This window comes from Alkalibacterium iburiense, from assembly GCF_039521845.1.
GTDB classification, from domain to species: Bacteria; Bacillota; Bacilli; order Lactobacillales; family Carnobacteriaceae_A; genus Alkalibacterium; species Alkalibacterium iburiense.
The window spans coordinates 1-21,153 of the sequence record NZ_BAAACW010000130.1 but is presented as its reverse complement, the minus strand read 5'-3'; the positions used below and the strand labels follow the sequence as shown (position 1 = coordinate 21,153).

18 protein-coding genes are annotated in these 21,153 nt (G+C 38.8%); 5 read left to right on the top strand and 13 right to left on the bottom strand.

The genetic code is table 11. The features are described from left to right. Positions 1–389 precede the first annotated feature (389 nt). Positions 390–539 carry a 50S ribosomal protein L33 gene (gene rpmG, locus ABDZ53_RS10520; RefSeq protein ID WP_343756314.1) on the top strand — a complete coding sequence of 50 codons (150 nt, stop codon included), beginning with the start codon at positions 390–392 and terminating at the stop codon, positions 537–539. 94 nt (positions 540–633) lie between these two features. On the opposite strand, the gene ABDZ53_RS10515 is transcribed toward rpmG, so the two are convergent. Together ABDZ53_RS10515 and ABDZ53_RS10510 are read right to left on the bottom strand one after the other, a co-directional pair. Next, entirely contained in the window at positions 634–2,787 is a 2,154-nt protein-coding gene (locus tag ABDZ53_RS10515; RefSeq protein WP_343756312.1) for a peptidoglycan D,D-transpeptidase FtsI family protein, read from the bottom strand. 187 nt (positions 2,788–2,974) lie between these two features. Continuing rightward, positions 2,975–3,583 carry a superoxide dismutase gene (locus ABDZ53_RS10510; protein WP_343756310.1) on the bottom strand — a complete coding sequence of 203 codons (609 nt, stop codon included), beginning with the start codon at positions 3,581–3,583 and terminating at the stop codon, positions 2,975–2,977. 204 nt (positions 3,584–3,787) lie between these two features. Between ABDZ53_RS10510 and ABDZ53_RS10505 the strand changes: the two genes are divergently transcribed. Then, on the top strand, positions 3,788–4,564 hold the full coding sequence (locus ABDZ53_RS10505) for a DUF1189 domain-containing protein (protein ID WP_343756308.1): 777 nt from the start codon (positions 3,788–3,790) through the stop codon (positions 4,562–4,564). A gap of 46 nt (positions 4,565–4,610) precedes the next feature. Here ABDZ53_RS10505 and ABDZ53_RS10500 read toward each other — a convergent pair whose 3' ends face one another. Both ABDZ53_RS10500 and ABDZ53_RS10495 read right to left on the bottom strand, forming a co-directional pair. Further along, positions 4,611–5,930 carry a DEAD/DEAH box helicase gene (locus ABDZ53_RS10500; protein ID WP_343756306.1) on the bottom strand — a complete coding sequence of 440 codons (1,320 nt, stop codon included), beginning with the start codon at positions 5,928–5,930 and terminating at the stop codon, positions 4,611–4,613. A gap of 133 nt (positions 5,931–6,063) precedes the next feature. Continuing rightward, positions 6,064–7,521, bottom strand: coding sequence for an aldehyde dehydrogenase family protein (locus ABDZ53_RS10495; RefSeq protein WP_343756304.1), 1,458 nt, complete (start codon positions 7,519–7,521; stop codon positions 6,064–6,066). Positions 7,522–7,722: 201 nt separating this feature from the next. Here ABDZ53_RS10495 and zwf point away from each other — a divergent pair, with 201 nt between their 5' ends. Next, positions 7,723–9,177, top strand: a complete 1,455-nt coding sequence (gene zwf / locus ABDZ53_RS10490; RefSeq protein ID WP_343756302.1) for a glucose-6-phosphate dehydrogenase — start codon at positions 7,723–7,725, stop codon at positions 9,175–9,177. A 52-nt stretch (positions 9,178–9,229) separates the two neighbouring features. On the opposite strand, the gene ABDZ53_RS10485 is transcribed toward zwf, so the two are convergent. Both ABDZ53_RS10485 and argR read right to left on the bottom strand, forming a co-directional pair. Continuing rightward, positions 9,230–10,744 (bottom strand): phosphohexomutase domain-containing protein, encoded by a 1,515-nt coding sequence (locus ABDZ53_RS10485; RefSeq protein ID WP_343756301.1) that lies wholly within the window; start codon positions 10,742–10,744, stop codon positions 9,230–9,232. Between the two features lie 56 nt (positions 10,745–10,800). After that, positions 10,801–11,268 carry an arginine repressor gene (argR, locus tag ABDZ53_RS10480; RefSeq protein ID WP_343756299.1) on the bottom strand — a complete coding sequence of 156 codons (468 nt, stop codon included), beginning with the start codon at positions 11,266–11,268 and terminating at the stop codon, positions 10,801–10,803. Positions 11,269–11,583: 315 nt separating this feature from the next. Between argR and argS the strand changes: the two genes are divergently transcribed. Beyond that, positions 11,584–13,278, top strand: a complete 1,695-nt coding sequence (gene argS / locus ABDZ53_RS10475) for an arginine--tRNA ligase (protein ID WP_343756297.1) — start codon at positions 11,584–11,586, stop codon at positions 13,276–13,278. Between the two features lie 399 nt (positions 13,279–13,677). On the opposite strand, the gene trmL is transcribed toward argS, so the two are convergent. From trmL to ABDZ53_RS10455, 4 genes are all read right to left on the bottom strand, one after another. Then, positions 13,678–14,187, bottom strand: a complete 510-nt coding sequence (gene trmL, locus ABDZ53_RS10470; RefSeq protein WP_343756295.1) for a tRNA (uridine(34)/cytosine(34)/5-carboxymethylaminomethyluridine(34)-2'-O)-methyltransferase TrmL — start codon at positions 14,185–14,187, stop codon at positions 13,678–13,680. 13 nt (positions 14,188–14,200) lie between these two features. After that, a complete protein-coding gene (gene queG, locus ABDZ53_RS10465; protein ID WP_343756294.1) occupies positions 14,201–15,379 on the bottom strand; it encodes a tRNA epoxyqueuosine(34) reductase QueG in 1,179 nt (392 codons plus the stop codon). A 31-nt stretch (positions 15,380–15,410) separates the two neighbouring features. After that, the gene (locus ABDZ53_RS10460; RefSeq protein ID WP_343756293.1) at positions 15,411–16,427 is read right to left on the bottom strand and encodes a D-alanine--D-alanine ligase family protein; all 1,017 of its coding nucleotides are present in this window, start codon (positions 16,425–16,427) and stop codon (positions 15,411–15,413) included. A 304-nt stretch (positions 16,428–16,731) separates the two neighbouring features. Then, positions 16,732–17,568 carry a methyltransferase domain-containing protein gene (locus ABDZ53_RS10455; protein WP_343756291.1) on the bottom strand — a complete coding sequence of 279 codons (837 nt, stop codon included), beginning with the start codon at positions 17,566–17,568 and terminating at the stop codon, positions 16,732–16,734. Between the two features lie 88 nt (positions 17,569–17,656). Between ABDZ53_RS10455 and ABDZ53_RS10450 the strand changes: the two genes are divergently transcribed. Continuing rightward, a complete protein-coding gene (locus ABDZ53_RS10450) occupies positions 17,657–18,094 on the top strand; it encodes a DUF2188 domain-containing protein (protein WP_343756289.1) in 438 nt (145 codons plus the stop codon). A gap of 54 nt (positions 18,095–18,148) precedes the next feature. Here the strand turns inward: ABDZ53_RS10450 and arcA are convergent, their stop codons facing one another. The 3 genes from arcA to ABDZ53_RS10435 all read right to left on the bottom strand — a co-directional run bounded on the left by arcA (position 18,149) and on the right by ABDZ53_RS10435 (position 21,053). Then, complete coding sequence (gene arcA, locus ABDZ53_RS10445) at positions 18,149–19,372, bottom strand: arginine deiminase (RefSeq protein WP_343756287.1); 1,224 nt, start codon at positions 19,370–19,372, stop codon at positions 18,149–18,151. Positions 19,373–19,467: 95 nt separating this feature from the next. After that, positions 19,468–19,773, bottom strand: coding sequence for a YtxH domain-containing protein (locus tag ABDZ53_RS10440; RefSeq protein WP_343756284.1), 306 nt, complete (start codon positions 19,771–19,773; stop codon positions 19,468–19,470). 20 nt (positions 19,774–19,793) lie between these two features. Beyond that, positions 19,794–21,053: an aspartate aminotransferase type Ic gene (locus ABDZ53_RS10435; protein WP_343756281.1), complete on the bottom strand. Its 1,260-nt coding sequence runs from the start codon at positions 21,051–21,053 to the stop codon at positions 19,794–19,796. Positions 21,054–21,153 lie beyond the last annotated feature (100 nt).

Here is a 21,153-nt window from a genome sequence, read left to right as displayed (position 1 = left end):
ATGTTAATTATAGGATACTCTCTCTTTTCTGTCATGGCTTAGATTGCGAAGCAATCATATTGTTTTTTATAAGTGAATAAACGAATAAAGCGATGGTAATCACAAATAAGACTCCTGCAATCATCCATATTTCCATAATTATTCCTTCTTTCTATATAATTTCTTGCCTCTTAAAATAGTATCACAAATTCATATGACCTGAAAGGGATTAAATATTACTAACTGGTATCATTTGCTTGACTAGAAATAAAAATATGACTAACATGAGTAAAGACAAGAAAAAAAGGTAGCATTTTTTATTTAAACATGGTATTCTAGTCAAGGCGAAAGGCATTACAGGTAAACTCATACCTATGCCTGCAAAACATGGATTATTGGGAGGGACAATCATGCGAGTAAACGTTACATTAGAATGTACAGAATGTAAAGAACGTAACTACTTAACATCAAAAAATAAACGTAACAACACTGAACGTTTGGAAGTTAAAAAATATTGCCCACGTGAACGCAAAGTTACATTGCACCGTGAAACAAAATAAGTTCTTATTATAGCTAAAAGGATCTAACGATTATCTTTTAGCTATTTTTTTGTGCAAAAAAAGACCTAAGCACTAGGCCTAGGTCTAAACACGATTAGTCATCTGCTTCATCGCTCATTAAATCTTCTATTTCTTCCGTTTCTTCTTCAGCTTCCTCTGTTACATTTTGAGAGAATTCTCCTGTTTTAAAGTAAGCGTCAAAGACTCTTTTCGCTGCTCGTGTATTTTCTCTATTTGATCGTTCACTGGATCGTGCAGGCAAATAAGGCACAACGACGGCTACAGCTATTTCAGGATCATCATAAGGGGCATAGCCTACAAAAGTCATATTAACAACTTCTGCAGTATTTCTTCGTAAATCATCATCCCAGAACCAGGCTTGAGCCGTTCCTGTTTTACCGGCAGCCTCATATTCCGCACCGGCAAACACACTGCGTGCTGTTCCTCTATTCCCGTGAATCACTTCATAATGACCTTGCTGCACGCGGTCCATAGCCGTTTCATCAACATCAATATGATTTAAGATTTTAGGAGGGATTTCCGTTTTCAAAGATCCTACTTCTCCATTTTCCGGGTTGGTATCCCTAATTTCTGAAACCAGACGAGGAGCAATTCTTACTCCATCATTTGCAATGGTTGAAATGTACTGCAACAATTGGATTGGTGTATAGGTATCATACTGTCCAAATGACTGGAATAAACCTTCTCCTGGTGTCGCCACGGTTCCAGCATAGCCTGTAGATTCTGATGGTAAATCAATACCTGTCTCTACTCCTAAACCAAACTGATTATAGTAATGTCTTTGCTTATCAAGTAACTGTTTTCCATTTATATTGAGGGTATCATTTGGTTTATATTCCCAAACTCCCCCCATCCTCATCGCTAATTTAGCCATGTACACGTTTGAAGACACTTCAAGAGCTTCTATATCATTGATCACATCGCGTCCATACTGATTATATAAGGAACTGATGGTTTGTGTACTCCTGAAGTTTAAAGGTTCATCTACCATCACGTTATTTGATGTGGTTAACACGCCATCCATATAGGCCGACAATACAGTGGCTCCTTTTATGGAGGAACCCATTACGAAATTCTTTTGAACAATACCGAGAGTATCATCAGACACTTCCCCATCTTTATTCAACGCCTGACCGGTCATCGCTAAAATATCTCCATTTTTAGGATTCATAGCTGCTATATAGATACTTTCATTTAATCCTTCACGCAAAGCTAACGACTCTTTAGCAATTTGTTCAACTGTTTCTTGGAATTCAATATCAATCGTCAAAATAAGGTTATCACCTTTATTCCCCTGATACTGTTCAATCTGGTTTATAATATCCCCGTTTGTATTGGTCTCTGTTTCAAGCCGAGACTTTGTACCACTGAGCACTTCTTCATATTGACTTTCTAATAAAGTTGTACCGACTCGGTCGTTTCTTGAGTACCCTTTTGCTAAGTATGTTTTTAACTTATTAGCTGGCAAACCTTGGTCTTCTGAAGACACATTACCTAGAATACTTCTAAGCATGTCTCCTTCTGGATATATTCTCACCCAGTCTGTCCCTGTGCCGATACCTGGTAATGAATCAAGGTTTTCACTCACTCTTGCAATTTCTTCTTGGCTCACATTTTCATTCTTTACGTTCACCGTGCTGAGGGAATAAGCCGAATTCATTTTCTTAAATATAGCCGCAGCTGTGAGATCACGCTGGGGTAAAGAACTGATTTCATCTTCTGAGACGCTATCAAGCATAGCTTGGTAAGATTCATTCCCGCTCAAGCGTAACTCTTCTGAGGTCAATCGTTCACGTATGTCTTCTTGATTAGTAGCAATTACGTAATCTTTTAAATCTCTTATAGTCAAATCAAACTGTCTATCCGCATTAAATGGTGTAGCAGTATCCATTTCAATATACTCTGCTAAATTATAGGCTACTTCAGCCATCTGACTAGCAGGAACGTTTCTTCCTCTTGTATACGTAATAGTATTACGTGCTTCATTTCCTACTAAGCGTCTGAGATTAGCATCAAATATTTCGCCTCTAGGAACACTTCCAGTAATAGTTGTTCTTTCCGTTCGATCCACTTCTGCCTGATATTCATCTGCTCTTATAATCTGTAAGTAGCCTAATCGTAAAATTAAGCTAGCAAACAAAAGAAAGACAACGAAAAAAAGTAAATTTAATCGAAAAGGGATATGTGATTTTTTCTTATCTTTTCTATTTTGAGATGGTCGCTTCACTAAAGTCCCTCCTGAATCCTTAAAAGTTTCTTGTATTCCCTGCTTGGAATCTCATACTAGTTTACCAAATCAATGAATAAAATACCACTTGTTAAAGGAGGTTTTCGTGAGGATTATGTGAAAGTTTTTTAAAATTTTCCAAAAGAAAAAACTGCGCATCACCTTATGCGCAGTTTTATTCCACATTTTATTTAGCAGCTTCAAAACGTTTAGCTACTTCATCCCAGTTGACTACATTCCAGAATGCTTCAATGTAATCTGGACGTCTGTTTTGATAATTTAGATAATAAGCGTGCTCCCAGACATCCAATCCTAAAATAGGTGTTTTACCTACAGAATAAGGAGAGTCTTGGTTTAACGTATCCATTACTTCTAATTTCCCATCAGATACTACAAGCCATGCCCATCCTGAACCGAAACGACCTGCTCCTGTAGAAGCAAACTTCTCTTTGAAATCGTTAAAGCCTCCAAAGGCATCATTAATAGCATCGGCTAACTCACCTGTTGGCTCGCCTCCACCGTTTGGTGAAAGGATTTCCCAAAATAGTGAGTGGTTAGCGTGACCTCCACCGTTGTTTCTTACCGCTGTCTGAATGTCTTCTGGAACTGAATCCAATTTTTTCATTAGCTCTTCAATACTTAATTCAGCTAACTCTGGATGGTTCTCAAGTGCTGCATTCGTCTTGGTAACGTAACCTCCGTGGTGTTTCTCATGATGCAGGCGCATAGTTTTCTCATCGATATGCGGCTCCAAAGCATCGTATGCATAAGGTAATTCTGGTAAATTGTACGTCATAATGAACATTCCTCCTATTACTATTTATCGTACATTCTCATTTTAACATTTTTGACACATTTAGCAAATAGAATCTCTATTTAAAAGTAAGTAATATGAGTAGAATGTATGAATATACTTCGAAAGTATAGATATGCTCATTGATTTTTATATTTTTAAGAAGTAAACTGATTTCATACGTTAATTATAGTGAGGATGAAAAGTGTGCGTGAATATTTAAAAATAGGATTTATAAATCCTATAGAAGTCATAAAAGCGAGAAAGATGTCCAGAAAGCAGATGTTGGGCTACTTTGCTCTTTTAGCTTTACTCATCACTCTTTCAATGACTACTGTTTTAACTTCGGTTATGACTAACTTGAGAGATGATGGACAGGAAATTGCGGAAAATATCCCAGCTTTTGAAATTGAAAACAGTGAATTTGTTACTGATAATCAGGAATCGTATATTCACCAGACCAATACCTTTCTTTTTTTCTTTGATCCTAATGGAGAAATATCCCTTGAAGAAGTAGAAAGCAATGTTGAACGTCTGAGCGTTCCTGTGGGCGTCGCCTTACTCGAAGACGGGTTTTACTTGAATGTGACAGGCAGAACTCTCCCACTTGCCTACGATCAATTGGATGGCTTCAATCAGGAGAATTTAGTTCGATTGTTCCAGCAGCTTGGAACCTTTTCGCCATTAGTTCTGCTATTTACTTTTATTATAGGCTTTATAGCTAGTTCATTTTCTTTGGCTTATGAATGGCTGATTGTTGCCTTGTTTGCTAATATCATTGCGACTCTGCAGAGAATCCGTTCTCCTTTTAGAAAAAACGCTCGTGTGGCTCTTGTCAGTTTATCCATTCCGACTCTTGTCATTTCAGTCATTGAAGCCTTTGGGTATTTTGTTCCACTTGCTTTTGAATTGAAACTGGCCTTCTCCATTTATTTTATCTATACGTCTTTCAAGTCACTCAGACCAAAAACGAAAGATAAATAAACAAAGCATCCTTCGTTACTTTTCAGTAACAAAGGATGCTTTCTTTTTATCTCTTTTTCAAGCGATTGGCTTTTTTTCTTTTTTCTTGTTTTTTACGTTCGATTTTTTTCTTATAGCCCGGTTTGATATTCTTTTTGGCTTTCTTTCTCATCCCGTGGATTTCAGGATCAAATGTATTTTCAACTTTTTGATTCTGGCCTTTTCTCTGCTCTCGGCGCTTACGGTCATAGGTATCCACTATTTCCCCGTTTTTCAGTTCTTTTGGCTGGAAAGTAATGCCTTTTTGTTCGATGACTTCAATATCCTTCTCATCATCTGGACCATATAAGGTAATCGCTGTTCCTTTTAGTTGGTTTCTACCTGTTCGTCCGACTCGGTGAACAAAGAAATCCAGATCTTGTGGGACTTCAGCATTAATAACATGGGAAATGCCTTCAATATCAATTCCTCTAGCAGCTAAATCTGTCGCCACCACATATTGGTAATCTAAATTATGAATCTGACGCATCACGCGGCGACGTTCTCTAGAGGTTACCCCTCCATGTATGACGGCGACATCTAAACCTTGTTGTTTTAAACCTGATGCAATCTCATCCACTCGATCTTTTGTATTCGCAAAAATTAACGCTAAATACGGTTGTCCGATTGTCAGAAGATTGTAAATCAGTTCAATTTCATTTCTTCCTTTAGTTGAAATCAACCAGTTTTCTACTGTATCCGCAATAACTGTTTCATTTTCCACTTCAATAATAATCGGATTCTGCATATATTTTTTTAAGAAAGGTTGAAGCTTTTGCGGAATTGTAGCTGAGAAGACTAACATCTGTCCTTTGTCTGGCAAACGCGACGCAATTTTATCTACGTCTTCCAAAAATCCCATGTCTAACGTCATATCTGCTTCATCCACGACCATATAAGGGGCTGTATGAGTCAGCAACGCATTGGCTTCAATCAAGTCCAGCATACGCCCAGGAGTGCCGATAGCGACATGAGGCTGTTTGTTTTTTAACCGCTCGATTTGTCGATTTTTATCTGTTCCACCGATATATGCTTGAACAGTAATCTCTTTGGGTGAGTGTTCGGCTAATTGAGAAGCTGCTTGATAGAGCTGGTCAGCTAATTCTCTGCTTGGCGCTGTAATAACCACTTGGACTTCCTGTTTATCAGGGTCAATTTGATTAAACAAAGGCAATAAGAATGCATGTGTTTTACCTGATCCTGTTTGAGACTGACCGATAAGGTCTCTTCCTTTGCTAATTTCCGGGATGATTTTTTTCTGGATATCAGTCGGTTCTTTAAATCCTATTTCTGTGATGGCTTCTATTAAATACTCATTTAAATTAAATCGTTCAAATGGATGTGTCATATTTATTCCTCATTTCTTTTCTATCCACCATTGTACCAAAGCTAGAGACCACAAGCTATCATTTTATTTTCAAAAATACCCTCCAAACAAAATCACCCTCCATTTTTATTAGGAGGGTAACTTCAATTCACTATTAGTCTGTTGGATACTCTCTGTCTTCATCCTGTACAGATATCCATTTCCAAGTAGTGAACTCATTCAAGGAATGTTCACGTCCGAAACAGCCGATGCCCGATTCTTTTTCTCCACCAAAAGCAATATAAGGTTCGTCATTGACACTTTGGTCATTAATGTGCACCATTCCAGTTTCCATGCGTTCCGCAAAAGCAAAGGCTCGTTTCTCATCTTCGGATGTGACCGCAGTACTTAACCCTTGTTCCGTATCATTAGCTAGTTCCAAAGCATGTTCGTCATCTTTAGCTGGTATTAACGTTACAACAGGGCCGAACATTTCGTCTCTCGCCGTAGCCACATCATTCGTTCCCTTCACCACAATAGGTGATAACACATTGCCATCGCGTTCCCTTTCCAGGAGAATTTCAGCTCCGTCTTTTTTAGCTTCTTCTACTGCTTCAAGCAAGTCTTCAACGGCGCTTTCTTCAATTAAAGGTCCAATTATGGTTTCCTCATCACGCGGATCTCCAACTTTTAATTCTTTCACTTTAGCCACAAATTGTTCCGTAAATTCTTCAAATCGCGATTCATCTATAATAATTCTGTTAATTGCCATACAGATTTGCCCACTATGCATAAAGCGACCATAAACCGCTCCATTAACTGCTTTATCCATATCCGCATCATCTAAAACAACCATGGCATTATTACCACTGAGTTCCAGAATAGTCTCTTTCACTAATCTTCCAGCTACTTCTCCGATTTGCTTCCCAACGGTATCTGAGCCAGTAAAGGAAATAAGCTGAGGCACTGGGTGCTCGTAGAAGTAGTCTCCTATTTCGGATATTTTAGGATGCACCACTTGTAAAACCCCTTCTGGCAGTCCCGCTTCTTCAAATACTTTTGCGAGTAGTGTGCCTCCTGTGACAGGTGTCTGGTGTCCAGGTTTTAGTACAACCGCATTTCCTGTTGCTAAAGCCGGCGCCACTGATCGCATGGCCAGATTCATCGGAAAGTTAAAAGGTCCAATAACTCCCACAACGCCTACTGGTTTTCGCAGCAAGTAATTTTTCTTACCAGGAATCATCGATTGATTGATAATCCCTTCCATTTGAAAAGGTAACTCTGCTGCCAATCTCATTTGAGCTATCACTAAATCAATTTCTAAGTTGGCTTTCGCAATAGTCGAACCAGCCTCTTTTATGAGCCAGTCGGAAAACTCTTCTTTCCTGTCTTCAACAATTCTAATCGCTTTCCGTATAATTTCTGCTTTTTCATAAGGTCCTGTCTTAGCCCACTTGACCTGATGCTTTTTAGCACTTTCGTAAGCTTTGTATACATCCTCTTTTGATGCCGCTTGTATCGTCAGTAGTTTTTCTTGAGTATAAGGGTCTGTCACTTCTATAACTTCTTCACTTGTTCCTGTAGTCCAATTACCACCGATAAAGTTTAAATCAAGTTCAGTATAGTTGCTCATCGTTCCACCCTTTCTGTAAATTCTCCATCTACTCTCACCTTATCGAAGACATTTCTTCATTTCAAATCATATACATTGCAGTTATCCTGACCTTAATTTCTTAAGGTTAAACAATGAATAGTTGATTCATATCCTAAATAAACGTAAAATAGAAAGCAGAAGTATGTGACGCTTGCGTCCTAACTAGAAAAGAGGGAGAAAATGTCTCAGAAAAATAAAGCATTATTTATTATATTTGGGGGAACCGGTGATTTAGCGCAACGGAAACTGTATCCGGCTTTGTATCGGTTATACAAAAAAGAATACTTATCTGAACACTTCGCTGTTATAGGTACAGCTCGTCGTGAGTGGTCGGATGAGTATTATCAAGATGTTGTGAGAGACGCGATTCAAGATATTGCAGATTCAGACGATCATGCAAAAGCATTTGCTTCACATTTCCGTTATCAGTCTCATAATGTGAAGGATACGGAACATTATCACACTTTAAAACGCTTGGCTGATTCGTTAGATGAAGAGTATCAGTTAGAAGGAAACCGCATCTTTTACTTGTCGATGTCTCCTAGCTTTTTTGGCACCATTACATCGCATTTAAAAGAACAGAAATTAGTAACAGACAATGGGTTTAATCGCGTCGTCATTGAGAAACCGTTTGGGACGGATTATGAAAGTTCGAAGGAACTGAATGATGAAATCAATGCTTCATTTGACGAAGACCAGCTTTACCGGATTGATCATTATTTAGGAAAGGAAATGGTTCAGACTATTCTAGCATTGCGTTTTGCCAATCGTTTATTCACTGATTCCTGGAATGCCTCTTCCATTGACAATATCCAAATCACATTAAGTGAAGATTTAGGTGTAGAAGAGCGCGGAGAATATTATGATAAAACGGGTGCTTTAAAAGATATGGTTCAAAACCACGTCATGCAAGTGGTCGCTTTATTAACGATGAACCCACCGAAATCGTTCACTATGGAAGATGTGAGAGATCAAAAGATTCACATCTTAAAAGCCCTTAAAGAACCAGATATGAGTGATGTATCGTCTCCTGAATTTATTAGAGGCCAGTACGCTGAGTCAGAGGATGGCTCTCTCATTGCCTATAGAGAAGAAGATAAAGTGGATACCGAGTCCATGACTGATACATTCGTGGCTGGGAAATTAACGATTAATACAGACGAGTGGCGAGATGTGCCGGTTTATATCCGAACAGGAAAACGACTGAAAGAAAAAATGTCTCGTGTAGATGTGGTTTGGAAAAAGACGGACAATGAGTTATTTGATGAATCGCCTACCCATCTAACCATTCACCTAGGTCCTAAAGAAGGCGTGGAGCTCTTTTTAAATGATAAAAAAATTGGGCCTGGAATGGATTTGACTCCTCTTCCGCTTCGCTCGTTGCGTTCCGAAGAAACCATTGAACAAAGTCCAGAAGCATATGAAAAGCTGATTTTAGATGTACTCATCGGCGATGAAACGCATTTTGCTCATTGGGGTGAAGTGGCCGAATCGTGGAAGTTTGTTGATGCAATAAAAAAGGCGTGGAAAGAGTCGGATCAACCAATCCCGTTATATCCTGCCAATTCCATGGGGCCGAAAGAAGCCTTTGATTTACTTGAAAAAGATGGACGAAAATGGGTATGGAACCCTTAATAAGACTGAGAGCCTGCTCGATTGTGTTAGCACATTCAACAGGCTCTTCTCTTTATGATAGCTGTGTTGTATCTAACTCTTTGAAAGAATAGAAAAACTCTTTTAATTTTTCTTCAATTATAGGTATCATTCCTTTAACATCATTTTCAATCTGTAAAACTAATTTCGGTTCATGTAAACTCATTCGTAGCAAGAGCCACCCTTTTCCGTAAGGATCTTGTATGTGACTTCTTTTTCCTTCTAGATTGTCTAAGACTAGTTCAAATCCATCTGTTTCATTCAGCCATTTCGCAAAGAGTTCTAACAATTCCATGCCTCTTTCTTTAAAACTCTCTGACTGAATAACAAAGCGAATTTCTTTCGTTTCCGCCGGTTGCTTCAGTGACTGAATGATATCCGTAACCCCTTTTCCTTTTTGAGACAACTCAGCTTCTTTAGCAATGATTTTTGCGGCTAAATAGGCTCCGTCATCTAAGAAGTAATTTTCTCTCAGAGCCGCATGCCCGCTCGTTTCGATAGCAAGCGCACAATCTACGCCTTTATTGTTTAACTCAATCCCCCGATTAATCACATTGCGGTATCCGGAAATGTATCGGTCTATTTTACCGCCTCTTGACTCAATAAAGTCGATTAAATGGTCAGATACGGGTGAGTTCGTCACAATGGTAGAAGCAGGGTTTTCTTCTAATACAATCGCTCCAATTAACCCAATCAGATTATTTCGATTAATACTGTTTCCATTTTTATCTACAATAGCGGATCGATCAACATCCGTATCAAAAATAACTCCTAAATCAGCTTCATGTCTAAGGACCGCATCAGACAGACTAACCATTGCCTCTTTATTATCTGGATTGGGTTCATGATTCGGAAACGTCCCATCTGGATCTAAAAACTGACTCCCAGTCGTGTCCGCTCCTAGAGGCTTAAGCACATTCTCTGCAAAAAAGCCGCCCGCACCATTTCCAGCATCCACCAGTATCTTCCGTCCTTCAAGCGGTTGAGACTCCTCTCCCACTTTTAAGGCCTTTCTTATTTTAGATACTAAGTCTTTGGCGTATACACTCAGCAAATCTTTGTGAACTATCTTTCCTTTCGACTGAGCGGAAAGACCTGTTTCCCCCTCGGCAAAGGTTAAGATGCTGTGGATGTCGTCATGCTCTAAACCGCCTTCATTTGTGAAGAATTTCAATCCATTGTATTCCATAGGTAAATGACTCGCCGTAATCATTATGCCCACGTCAGCCAAAAAATCCTCATACTGAGTAGACATAAACAAAGCGGGTGTCGTAGCTAAGCCCACATCAATCACTTGAACACCTAAGCCGACAAAGACTTCGGATAACCACTCTTTAATATCAGGTCCAGTTAGTCGACTATCGTGTCCAATAGCAATCGTTAACTCATCCATGTCACCTTTGTTATGAGACAGCCACCACTGGATAAGACCTGAAGCAATAGCTTTAATCGTTTCTTCGTTCAGGTTTTTCTTATGTAAATCCGTATCTAATGCAAACCCTCTAATATCCGATCCGTTTTGTAACGCTAACAATGTATCTTTACTCATTCTTTCCTCTCCTTTTTAAAATAAGAAAGGGACAATAAAAGATTGCCCCTCTCTTTTTAATCATCAATCACATCTGCCAATAAATTGTCTAGGTAAGTGTATATCGTATGCGCATCATCCTCTGTTTTAGAAATGAGAAGGATGGTGTCATTCCCAGCTACAGTCCCGACAATTTCAGGGAACTCGATATCATCAATTAGGGCTCCAATGACATGAGCGTTACCAGGCAGAGTCATAACCACGTTCATAAACTGTACTTGGGTATATTTAACAACGACACTTTTCAATGTAGAGACCAGCTTATCTTCAACCGTAATTTCTGTGTTTTGATAGATCGTGTATTTTGATCCACCTTCTGGATTACTTGTTTTAATTAAATTCAGTTCTTTTATATCTCTTGATATCGTTGCCTGAGTTGCTTTTACCCCTTGTTCTCTCAGATAGTTTAGCAGTTCTTCTTGAGTCCCGACATCATTATTTAGTATAATCTGCTTGATAATCATTTGTCTTTCCGCTTTTTTCACCTTAACCACTCCCTCCTTTTACTATATATCGTCCATTACCCACATATTTTAAGTTATGTTTAAAATAAGTATACCTCAAAACGTATAAACATTCATCAGTTACGCCCTCTTTTAATCCACTTATTCACTATTTTTTATGAAAACTAATGCAAGTAAAAGTTGCCAGCTGAGAAGAGCTTTGCTATAATACAAGTGCGAATCATTATAATTATCGAGATGGCTTGGGTTTTGGATAATTCAAAAACAGCCCTTTTTTTATGCACACAGCTCTATTTCGTTTATAATTGAAGAACAAATACATTAGGAGGTCTATTCTTGGACTATAAGCAATTGATTGCAGATGCAATCCATAAAGAATTAAGTGAACACTTGGAATTAAATGAGATAAAACTCTTATTGGAAAAGCCAAAACATACCGATCATGGGGATGTAGCCTTCCCTACTTTCCAACTGGCTAAACTATTCAGAAAGAACCCTGCACAAATTGCTTCTGAATTAGCTGAATCTATTTCCGCAGACGTGATTGACAGAAAAGAAGTTGTTGGACCTTACATTAATTTCTTCTTAGACAAAAAGGTGGTTTCTGGTGCTGTCTTAAAAGAAGTCATAGAGAAAAAAGAAGACTTCGGTAATCATACTTTCGGAGAGAACGGGAAAGTTCCGATTGACATGTCTTCACCAAACATTGCCAAGCCTATGTCTATGGGTCATTTACGCTCCACAGTTATAGGGAATGCCCTATCAAACATTTTAACTAAAGTCGGCTATTCCCCTGTTCGTATCAATCACTTAGGTGACTGGGGTACACAGTTCGGGAAACTCATCACGGCCTATAAAAAATGGGGTTCTGAAGAAGATGTTCGAGAAGAGCCTATCAAAGAATTACTCAGATTATATGTCCTGTTCCATGAAGAAGCTGAAAAAGATGATACGTTAGAAGATGAAGGACGTGCCTGGTTTAGAAAATTAGAACAAGGTAACGAGGAAGCTGTCGCTTTATGGAAATGGTTTAGAGAAGAGTCCTTGAAAGAGTTTGAGAAAGTCTATCAACGATTAAATATCGCCTTTGATTCTTATAATGGCGAAGCATTTTACAATGATAAAATGGACCGTGTGGTTGATTTACTGGATGAAAAAGAACTACTGACTGTCGATCAAGGTGCTCACATTGTCAACTTAGATAAGTATGATTTAAATCCGGCTTTAATTAAGAAGTCCGACGGTGCGACGCTTTACATGACACGTGACTTAGCTGCTGCCCTATTCAGAAAAGAAACCTATGACTTTGCCCAATCTCTTTACGTAGTCGGTCAAGAACAATCCAACCACTTCAAACAACTGAAAGCTGTTTTAAAAGAGTTAGGATTTGACTGGGCAGATAATATTCACCATATTCCATTCGGTTTGATTACGAAAGATGGCAAGAAATTATCCACTCGTAAAGGGAAAGTTGTTTTACTGGAAGATGTCCTGGATGAAGCAACAGCTCAAGCTCTTCAACAGATTGAAGAAAAGAATCCAGACCTGCCAAATAAAGAACGTGTATCTGAGCAAGTCGGTGTCGGTGCCGTTGTCTTCCATGACCTGAAAAATGACCGCTTAAACAACTTTGATTTCACTATTGAAGAAGTGGTTCAGTTTGAAGGCGAAACAGGCCCTTATGTCCAGTATACTCGTGCCCGTGCCTTGAGTATCTTGAGAAAAGCGGGTCAAGAAACCTTCCAGGCATCTGATGCCTATCAATTATCAGACGCTTACAGCTGGGAAGTTGTCAAGCTCTTACAAGAATACCCTGACACCATCAAGCGTGCCTATGACAATTTTGAACCGTCTATTATTGCTAAGCATGCCGTTCATCTGGCACAAGCCTTTAACAAGTTCTATGCCAATGTCCGTGTATTGGATGAGCATGAAGAAAAAGAAGCGCGTTTAGCTCTAGTGTATGCCATAACCGAAATTTTAAAAGAAGATTTACGTATCTTAGGTGTCGAGTCACCAAACGAAATGTAAGTCCTGAGAAATAGTATGCTCTATTTATCTAAATTTTAATCGTAAAAAATTTGAACGTGAGAGATAGACCTTAATCGGTTTGTCTCTCTTTTTATATTCTAGAAGTATGAGTAAAGGGGGGTAAAAAGTTGTTATTAAGAGAATGAAAACGGTTCACCCTCATCTAATACTTTTTTTGGCTCTGATATGATGAATAAAGGGTGCTTTCATATCATACCGAAGTTATTTAAAAGTTCGAATGATAAGGAAAGGCTCATTCCCTATCATTCCATCATTTTTCAAGCATTCGTATGATGGGATTAGTCGCTTTCCCCCTCACTCGAAAGTTTAAAGGTTCTCCAAATGATTGGGTTCTCAATTTCATTAAAAAAAGCACAACCCGAAGGTTATGCTTTCGATTTATTTTAACTTGTCATTTTCATACGTATGAACCTTTTCAAGTCCTGCAAAGTTTTGCTGCCTTAATGCTTCGTAAATGATAATGTTGGCAGTATTGGATAAATTTAAAGATCTGACGTGTGTGTCATCCATAGGTATACGTAAACACTTCTCACGATTTTCTTTCATAAATTCTTCAGGCAAACCTGTTGTTTCTTTTCCAAAAAGAAAATAGTAATCTTTTTCTGTGTCTGTATAATCGACGTCCGAGTATACTTGATCAGCAAACTTCGATATTAAATAAAGCGGACTCTCTCCTACTTCTTCCAGAAACGCACTTAAATTTTTATGGTGGCGTATCGTGACATCATTCCAATAATCTAATCCGGCTCTTTTCAAGTACTTATCATCTGTGCTGAAGCCAAGGGGTTCGATTAAATGCAGGGTTGTATTCGTGCCTGCACATGTGCGAGCGATATTCCCTGTATTGGCTGGAATGAGCGGTTCAAATAAAGCAATATGATTCGTCAAACAAAAATCTCCTTTACTTTCTTCTTTTGGCTAAAGCTTCTTTTAAATCCTCAATAGCTCCTCTGAATTCCTTTATTGTTTCTTCTTCAGTCTCTTTTAAAACGGCTTCTTCTAAAAATTCTAATACATCTTCATTTGGTCTTCTTGTCATAATTTTAGATAGTGCCCAAGCAGCCGTCCCGCGAATCATCGGTCTCGGGTCGCTATCAATGACATTCAACAAGTCAGGAACAGCGGAGTAATCCCGATAATTGGCTAAAGCAATAATGGCATTTCTCTGAAGAGGTTTCTTTCCTCTCCAAGAACCGGCCAGTTCACCGAATTTTTCTTTGAACTCACGGTTTGAAATAGTTAATAAAGGTTTTAACTCAGGGTTTGTATTTTCCGGATCGGGTTCCATTTCTTCATGAAAGTGAAAGTCCTTCCCTTTATTATAGGGACAGACTATTTGACAAATGTCACATCCATAAATCACATGTCCCATTTTCCGACGAAACTCTTCGGGCATATAGTCTTTCGTCTGCGTCTGATAAGACAGGCAGAGCTGGGCATTCATGCGTCCATCTCCGAGCAAAGCGTCAGTTGGACAGGCATCGACACATCTCATGCAGTCTCCACATCCAAAAGGCACTTCTTCATCCGACTCAAATTCAATATTCGTTATAATTTCTCCCAAATAGACATAAGAACCAAACTCTTCCGTAATGAGTAACCCGTTTCGTCCAATGAAACCCAGCCCCGCTCTTTGAGCAACCGCGACGTCTACCAATTCGCCTGTGTCAACCATTGGCTTGAAATCAACGTCTAGTCCTCCTTCTGCCTGGGCTTCTTCTTTGATATACTCAATCAGCTGATTCATTCGGTCTCTCAAAATGACGTGATAATCCACTCCCCAAGAAGCGCGAGCAAATTCTCCTCTGCGCTCGCCCTTGACTCGAGGCGGTTTATTTCTCATTTTAGAAGGATAGGCCAGAGCAATGGCAATGATCGATTTGGGTTCATCAAAGATCTTTTCCGGATAAATACGTTCCTCTATCACTTTATGTTCGAAGCCTGAATGATGGCCTTTTTCCTGTTGTTTGATTAATTTATCTTCTAAGGAGTAAAAAGGTTCGGCATGGGTGAAACCAATTTTATCAATTCCAATGTCCTTGGCTTTATCGATAATTTTCTGCTTTAAAGCTTGACTCATCTCATGCTCTCCTTTCTTCAAAGACTTACTTTTATAGCGTCAAGTGAGCCAATTTATCGCATAGCTCATTATAAGAGATACCCACTGCGGCAGCTTCTTGAGGGAATAAACTAGTCGGGGTCATCCCTGGTAAAGTATTCGATTCAATACAGTAGATGCGACCATCTTCTGTCACCATGAAGTCGGTACGTGAATAATATTCCAATCGCAAAGCATGGTGCACTTTTAAAGCAATCTCTTTCATGCGGTCCGAGATATCTTCACTGATGTCAGCTGGGCATACTTCTTCTGTTGCTCCTTCTTGGTATTTATTTTCATAATCATAAAAACCTGTCTTAGGAATGATTTCAATGGCTGGTAAGGCTTGCTGATCTAAAATCCCAACAGAAAACTCTCTGCCTTCAATTTTTTCTTCAATTAACACCGTTGGTGAGTACTCTTTTGCCTTCATGATTGCTTCTTCTAAATCTTCTTCATTTTCAACGATATACACACCTATACTCGATCCACTGGCATCCGGTTTAACGACGCACGGTACACTCATAGATGTGGTTGTCACGCCTTCTTTTAAGACATCCCATTCAGGTGTTAAGACACCATTCTGGCGCATGACTTCTTTAGCCAATATTTTATTCATGGCAATCGCACTACCTAAATAGCCTGTACCTGTATACGTAATGTCATATAAATCAAAGACAGCTTGTATTTGACCGTTTTCGCCAAGTTCTCCATGTAAAGATAAAAACACTAAATCGGCTGTTTGACAAATGGGTATAATATTATCTCCAATTAATTCATTTGGTTTTTCTTTTTGTGTTTTTAAAGCTTTTAAATCAGGTATATGCTTTTCAACTTTATAGTGGTACGATTCTTTTTTTAGTTTGTGATAAGCTTCTTCAAATGAGGCCGCTTCTTTGGTTCCAAAATATAGATCCAACAAAATAACACGATGGCCATTTTCCATTAAGGCATTGGCAATTAAACTTCCGGAACTTAAGGAAACTTCTCTTTCGTGGCTATATCCGCCAGCTAATACTACAATATCCATATTCTCTCCTCCTGTATCTGTTGCTATTATACACTAATTCCCCCATATATAAGAAGAAACTTTTACAAGTAAGCGTTTTAAATGGAGAACAAAAAAAACGTATTGCTTCGGTGTCCAGCACTGCGAAACAATACGTTAGTGAAGCCCTTGGGGTTCACAAATTTTTATCAGCTTCTGATGGGTTGACTGATAAAAACCAATGACTCAAATGAGCTTATGAGTATTATAATAGCATGACTCCAAATAGAATACAAGGAAATAAATTGAATTAATAACCAATCTCGTTACTCATTTTTAATAATAATCACCAATGACTCGTTTGGCCAACTAATATAACCATATCAATAGTTATACGCTTCAACTGTTTCTTCATATTTTCGTTCCATTCTGCATGCCAACCTAACGGAGTCATTTGAATAAAATCTCTGATTTCATCGTCTTCCAGTGTATGGGTATAGTGGACAGGAATGTGAGTATAGTCCGGAAATACCTCTGCAAACTTTCTAATGACTTCGGTATTTGAATACTCTCGAGAATCCTTCCCGCTTACTTCCCTTAACTCTTTCAGGTAGTTCTTTCCGGGCACGACTTTAATGACTTGGCCCACTGGCTTAAGCAGTCGTTTAAATTCTTTGTAATTGGAAGGAGACAAAATATTAATGATTGTATCGAAGGACTGCTCTGAAAAAGGCGACTGGGCTAAATCTGCCACTAGAAAAAAGAGGTCGTCGTACGTTGCAGCACCTAATTGAATCCCTTCTTTGGAGATGTCAAAAGCAATAGTCAGACCGTTTAGTCCGCGTGTTTTTAAGTAGTGACTGTGTGCCCCTTCGCCGCATCCGACATCTAAATGCACACCTTCAGTAGTTTTAATCTGTTTAAAGACTTCATCTAGCATAGGATACCAAAACCCACTGTGAGCGATTCGTTGTCTGGACAGCAGCATCTCCTTTGTGTAATCCGACTGAACAGGCTTCAATAAGAAGTGAAGTGTCCCTTTCTTGGATAAGTCAAAGTGATGATTCTCCTGACAGCTCAACTGAAAGTCAGTTATTTCTTTAAATGGAGAGTGACAAACGGGACACTGAAACACATCTAAATGGTTCTGTAAAAAGAGTTGGGCCTTTTCTATTTTTTTCATATTGTTCTTTCCTTTTCTATGCTTATTGATGGAGCTATTCCTTTATTTATGATATAACGAAACTACAAAAGATGAAAGGGTGAATGATGTGCCTTGGGATATGAATGATTATCCAGATTCCTTTAAAAATTTGGATCATGTTGTTCGGAAGAAAGCCATCGATATTGCGAATGCTTTAGAAGCTAATGGGTATGACGATAATCGAGCGATACCTATTGCTACTGAGCAAGCGAAAGAATGGGCGGAAAATGCGTCAGAAGACGAGCTTCAATCGTTCAAACATGGACCTGCCCCAAAGAAAGACGATGACCATGATGACTCGAGTAATGAAGAGTTGTTGAATAATGATGTTCTCGTTTATTACGAAGAGGATCAATGGGTGGTGCGAACGAAAGAAGCCAAGCGTCCAGACTCCACTTATGATAACAAAAGCGATGCTGTTGAACGTGCAAAAGAAATAGCTGAAAATAAAGAGTCAAACGTAATTCCTTACACTAAAGACGGCGATCAGCAATCCAGTAAATAAAAGAAAGAACCAAATCTATCTGTAAGGACTAGATTTGGTTCTTTTTCTGTAAGTTTATTCACGAAGCAAAGGCATACTCATACATCTTGGTCCTCCACGTCCACGTGAGAGCTCACTGGATGGAATTTCGATGACTTGAATGCCGTTTTCTCTTAGCAGTTCGTTAGAAACAAAGTTACGGTTATACGTAACGACTACACCCGGTTTAATGGCTAAGGTGTTCGATCCATCATTCCACTGTTCGCGAGGTGCTGCAATAGGGTCCCCGTTGCCTGTTGGGATCAGATTAATCTCCCCACTATTAAGCGATTCTTTCAAAACTTTCGCTAAATCGGTATGGTGAGTGACCTCTAATTCTCCTTCTACAGAAGAAGGAACTAAGGAGTAAATAGACATCTTTTTGTTAATGTCCTGAATACCCGGATGGATGGTAAAAGCATCTTTATCTACCATAGTAAAGACTGTATCCAAATGCATCATGGCTCGTACACGTGGAATTTCAATTGCCAAAACTTTTTTGAAAGAACTATCTGCTTTGAAAAGAGAACGGGCCAGTTCTTCGATTGCCCGACCTGAGGTTCTTTGAGATACACCAACTGCAAGAACTTCTTCGCTTAAGACAAGAATATCTCCTCCTTCAATAGAGGTCTCTGAATACCGGTCTCGCCAAACCCGTAAATCTTTAAAATCAGGGTGGTAGTTGACGATCGTTTCCATAAATAAGGATTCTCTTTTACGAGCGGGATAAGTCATTTGGTTAATCGATATTCCTTTTCCTAAAATACTGGCAATATCTCTCGTATAATACAGATTGGGCATGGGATCCATTAAAAAGAGAGACTCCTCAGGTCTATCTGTTAGCCAACTTAAGTCTTTAGACTGGAAATCCACTTCATCAGATCGGACTCCAGCCATCATTTTCTGAACCATATCAAAGTCATCTAATTGATTAAAGTATTCCGTTAAAGCTTCCTGAGCTTTTTTTACTCCTACACCGGACTCTTTAATCATTTTTTCAATCAATTGCTTTTTGCCTTCAGGATGTTTAACGGCTTCCGCTACTAACTGTTCCAAATAGACAACTTCACTTCCGTTACTGCGTAAGGCTTCTGCAAAGGCATCGTGTTCTTCTTGAATGATAGGCAAATACGGGATATCATCAAATAATAATTCTTCCATGGTATCCGGTATTAAGTTTTCTACTTCTTTCCCCGGCCGTCTAAGCAGGACGCTTTTGAGGGGAGTAATTTCTGATGTCACATTAAAAAGACGACTCATTATTTTCCTCCTGAATTTCTATGCTTATTTTATACATTAAAAGGTATAAATATTCTTACATCGGTAAAAAGAGAGAGAAAAGATAACTCTTTTCTCTAATCTTCTATAAATACGTCTGGAGATTCTGTGTAAGATGGAGCTGGAGCCACATGATCAGGGTGACGTTCATATCGAATAGGTTCGACTTGCTCTTCCTCGTTAGCCATTTTTCTGTCAAACCAAATCTCTGCATCGATAATCGCATCATCTAGACCAACAACAGCTTTATCTTTCATATCGCGCATTTTATGCTTCATGTCACGCTGAAACTCTTCTCCTGATTGAGGGGCAAATAAGTAAGCGAGAGCTGCTCCTGTAAGTGCTCCTAATGCTATTCCTAAACCAAAACTTCCTTTAGACATCCTTTATTCCTCCCAATGTATTATTCTGAATCTTCCTGTTTTTCCAAAGTAACTAACTCAATACAGACACATAAGACTTCTAAAATGATTTCTAAATTGTCTAGACTGACGTTACTTGGAGCGAGCCGAATACTGTTATCTCTAGGGTTATTTCCATAAGGATAAGCAGCATTAGCTTCAGTTAATTGTATACCAATTTCTCTCATTTTGGAAACGATAGACGTTGCACATCCATCTTGCGTCGTCAGGTGAACAAAATACCCGCCATTCGGTTTCGTCCATTCCACGAATTCTTTTCTATCCCCATCAAAAAAGGCTGAAAAGATGGCATCGATCCATTCAAATTTAGGAGCTAATATCTCAGCGTGTTTCTCCATATGTTTCTCGATGGTTTCTTTATCTTTCAAAAAGGTGACCTGTCGTTTCTGGTTAATTTTATCAAAACTAATGAGCTGTTTACTGAAAGTTTTAGCCAACTCTTTTAATCTTTCTGCACTAGTTCCAATAGCCGCTACTCCAGCTCCTGGTAAAGTCATTTTAGAAGTTGAAACAAAATGGATCGGTCTGTTAGGAAAACCAGCCTGCTTGCTCGCTTCCAAAATATCCTTAGCCACTTCTTTCTCTTCTTTAAAATGATGTACCACATATGCATTGTCCCACAGAATAATAAAGTCTTCAAAAGCCGTATTCATTTGAGCCAGACGATCGACTGCTTCGTCTGAAATCGTCTCTCCTGTTGGGTTATTATAAGTTGGCACAACGAATATACCTTTAATAGCCGGGTCGCTCGAAGCAAGCTCTTCAACAGTGTCCATATCCGGCCCTTGTCCGGTTAAAGGAACAGGTATCATTTCGATCCCCAAGTGTTCCAACATGAACCAGTGACGGTCATAACCTGGGCTCGGACACAAGAACTTAACGGTTTCTTCTTTAGACCAAGGATTATCTGACGTGTACATAAAATGATTTAAGACAGCATACATTAATTGCAGACTGGAATTTCCACCAACAAAGGTTTCTTCAAGAGAGGTATTCATTAAAGAACCGAACAATTCTCTAGCCTCTTTAATCCCATACAGACCGCCGTAATTACGGATGTCAATTTCGTCCTCACTGATAACCTCTTCTATATCTACATCATTAATTAATGCTTCAGATAAGGCTAATTGTTGTTTAGAAGGTATACCCCTCGCAACAGATAATTCAAAAGGACGACTTTTATATAAGTCATATTGTGCCCTTAATTGGGACAAGCGTTCTTCTCTTTCTTCTCTATTCATCTTAATCTCCCTTCTACCTATGTCGTATTTCCAAAAATTTTGTTTATTTTATAGTTTATTTCTTCGTTTATTGCTTGTAAATCAATCTTTTACACAAAAA

Coding starts and splice junctions, on each gene's coding strand:
- rpmG (WP_343756314.1), top strand. CDS start 390: ATGCGAGTAAACGTTACATTAGAATGTACAGAATGTAAAGAACGTAAC.
- ABDZ53_RS10510 (WP_343756310.1), bottom strand. CDS start 3,583: ATGACGTACAATTTACCAGAATTACCTTATGCATACGATGCTTTGGAG.
- ABDZ53_RS10500 (WP_343756306.1), bottom strand. CDS start 5,930: ATGACACATCCATTTGAACGATTTAATTTAAATGAGTATTTAATAGAA.
- ABDZ53_RS10495 (WP_343756304.1), bottom strand. CDS start 7,521: ATGAGCAACTATACTGAACTTGATTTAAACTTTATCGGTGGTAATTGG.
- zwf (WP_343756302.1), top strand. CDS start 7,723: ATGTCTCAGAAAAATAAAGCATTATTTATTATATTTGGGGGAACCGGT.
- ABDZ53_RS10485 (WP_343756301.1), bottom strand. CDS start 10,744: ATGAGTAAAGATACATTGTTAGCGTTACAAAACGGATCGGATATTAGA.
- queG (WP_343756294.1), bottom strand. CDS start 15,379: ATGAGTCAAGCTTTAAAGCAGAAAATTATCGATAAAGCCAAGGACATT.
- ABDZ53_RS10460 (WP_343756293.1), bottom strand. CDS start 16,427: ATGGATATTGTAGTATTAGCTGGCGGATATAGCCACGAAAGAGAAGTT.
- ABDZ53_RS10455 (WP_343756291.1), bottom strand. CDS start 17,568: ATGAAAAAAATAGAAAAGGCCCAACTCTTTTTACAGAACCATTTAGAT.
- arcA (WP_343756287.1), bottom strand. CDS start 19,372: ATGAGTCGTCTTTTTAATGTGACATCAGAAATTACTCCCCTCAAAAGC.
- ABDZ53_RS10440 (WP_343756284.1), bottom strand. CDS start 19,773: ATGTCTAAAGGAAGTTTTGGTTTAGGAATAGCATTAGGAGCACTTACA.
- ABDZ53_RS10435 (WP_343756281.1), bottom strand. CDS start 21,053: ATGAATAGAGAAGAAAGAGAAGAACGCTTGTCCCAATTAAGGGCACAA.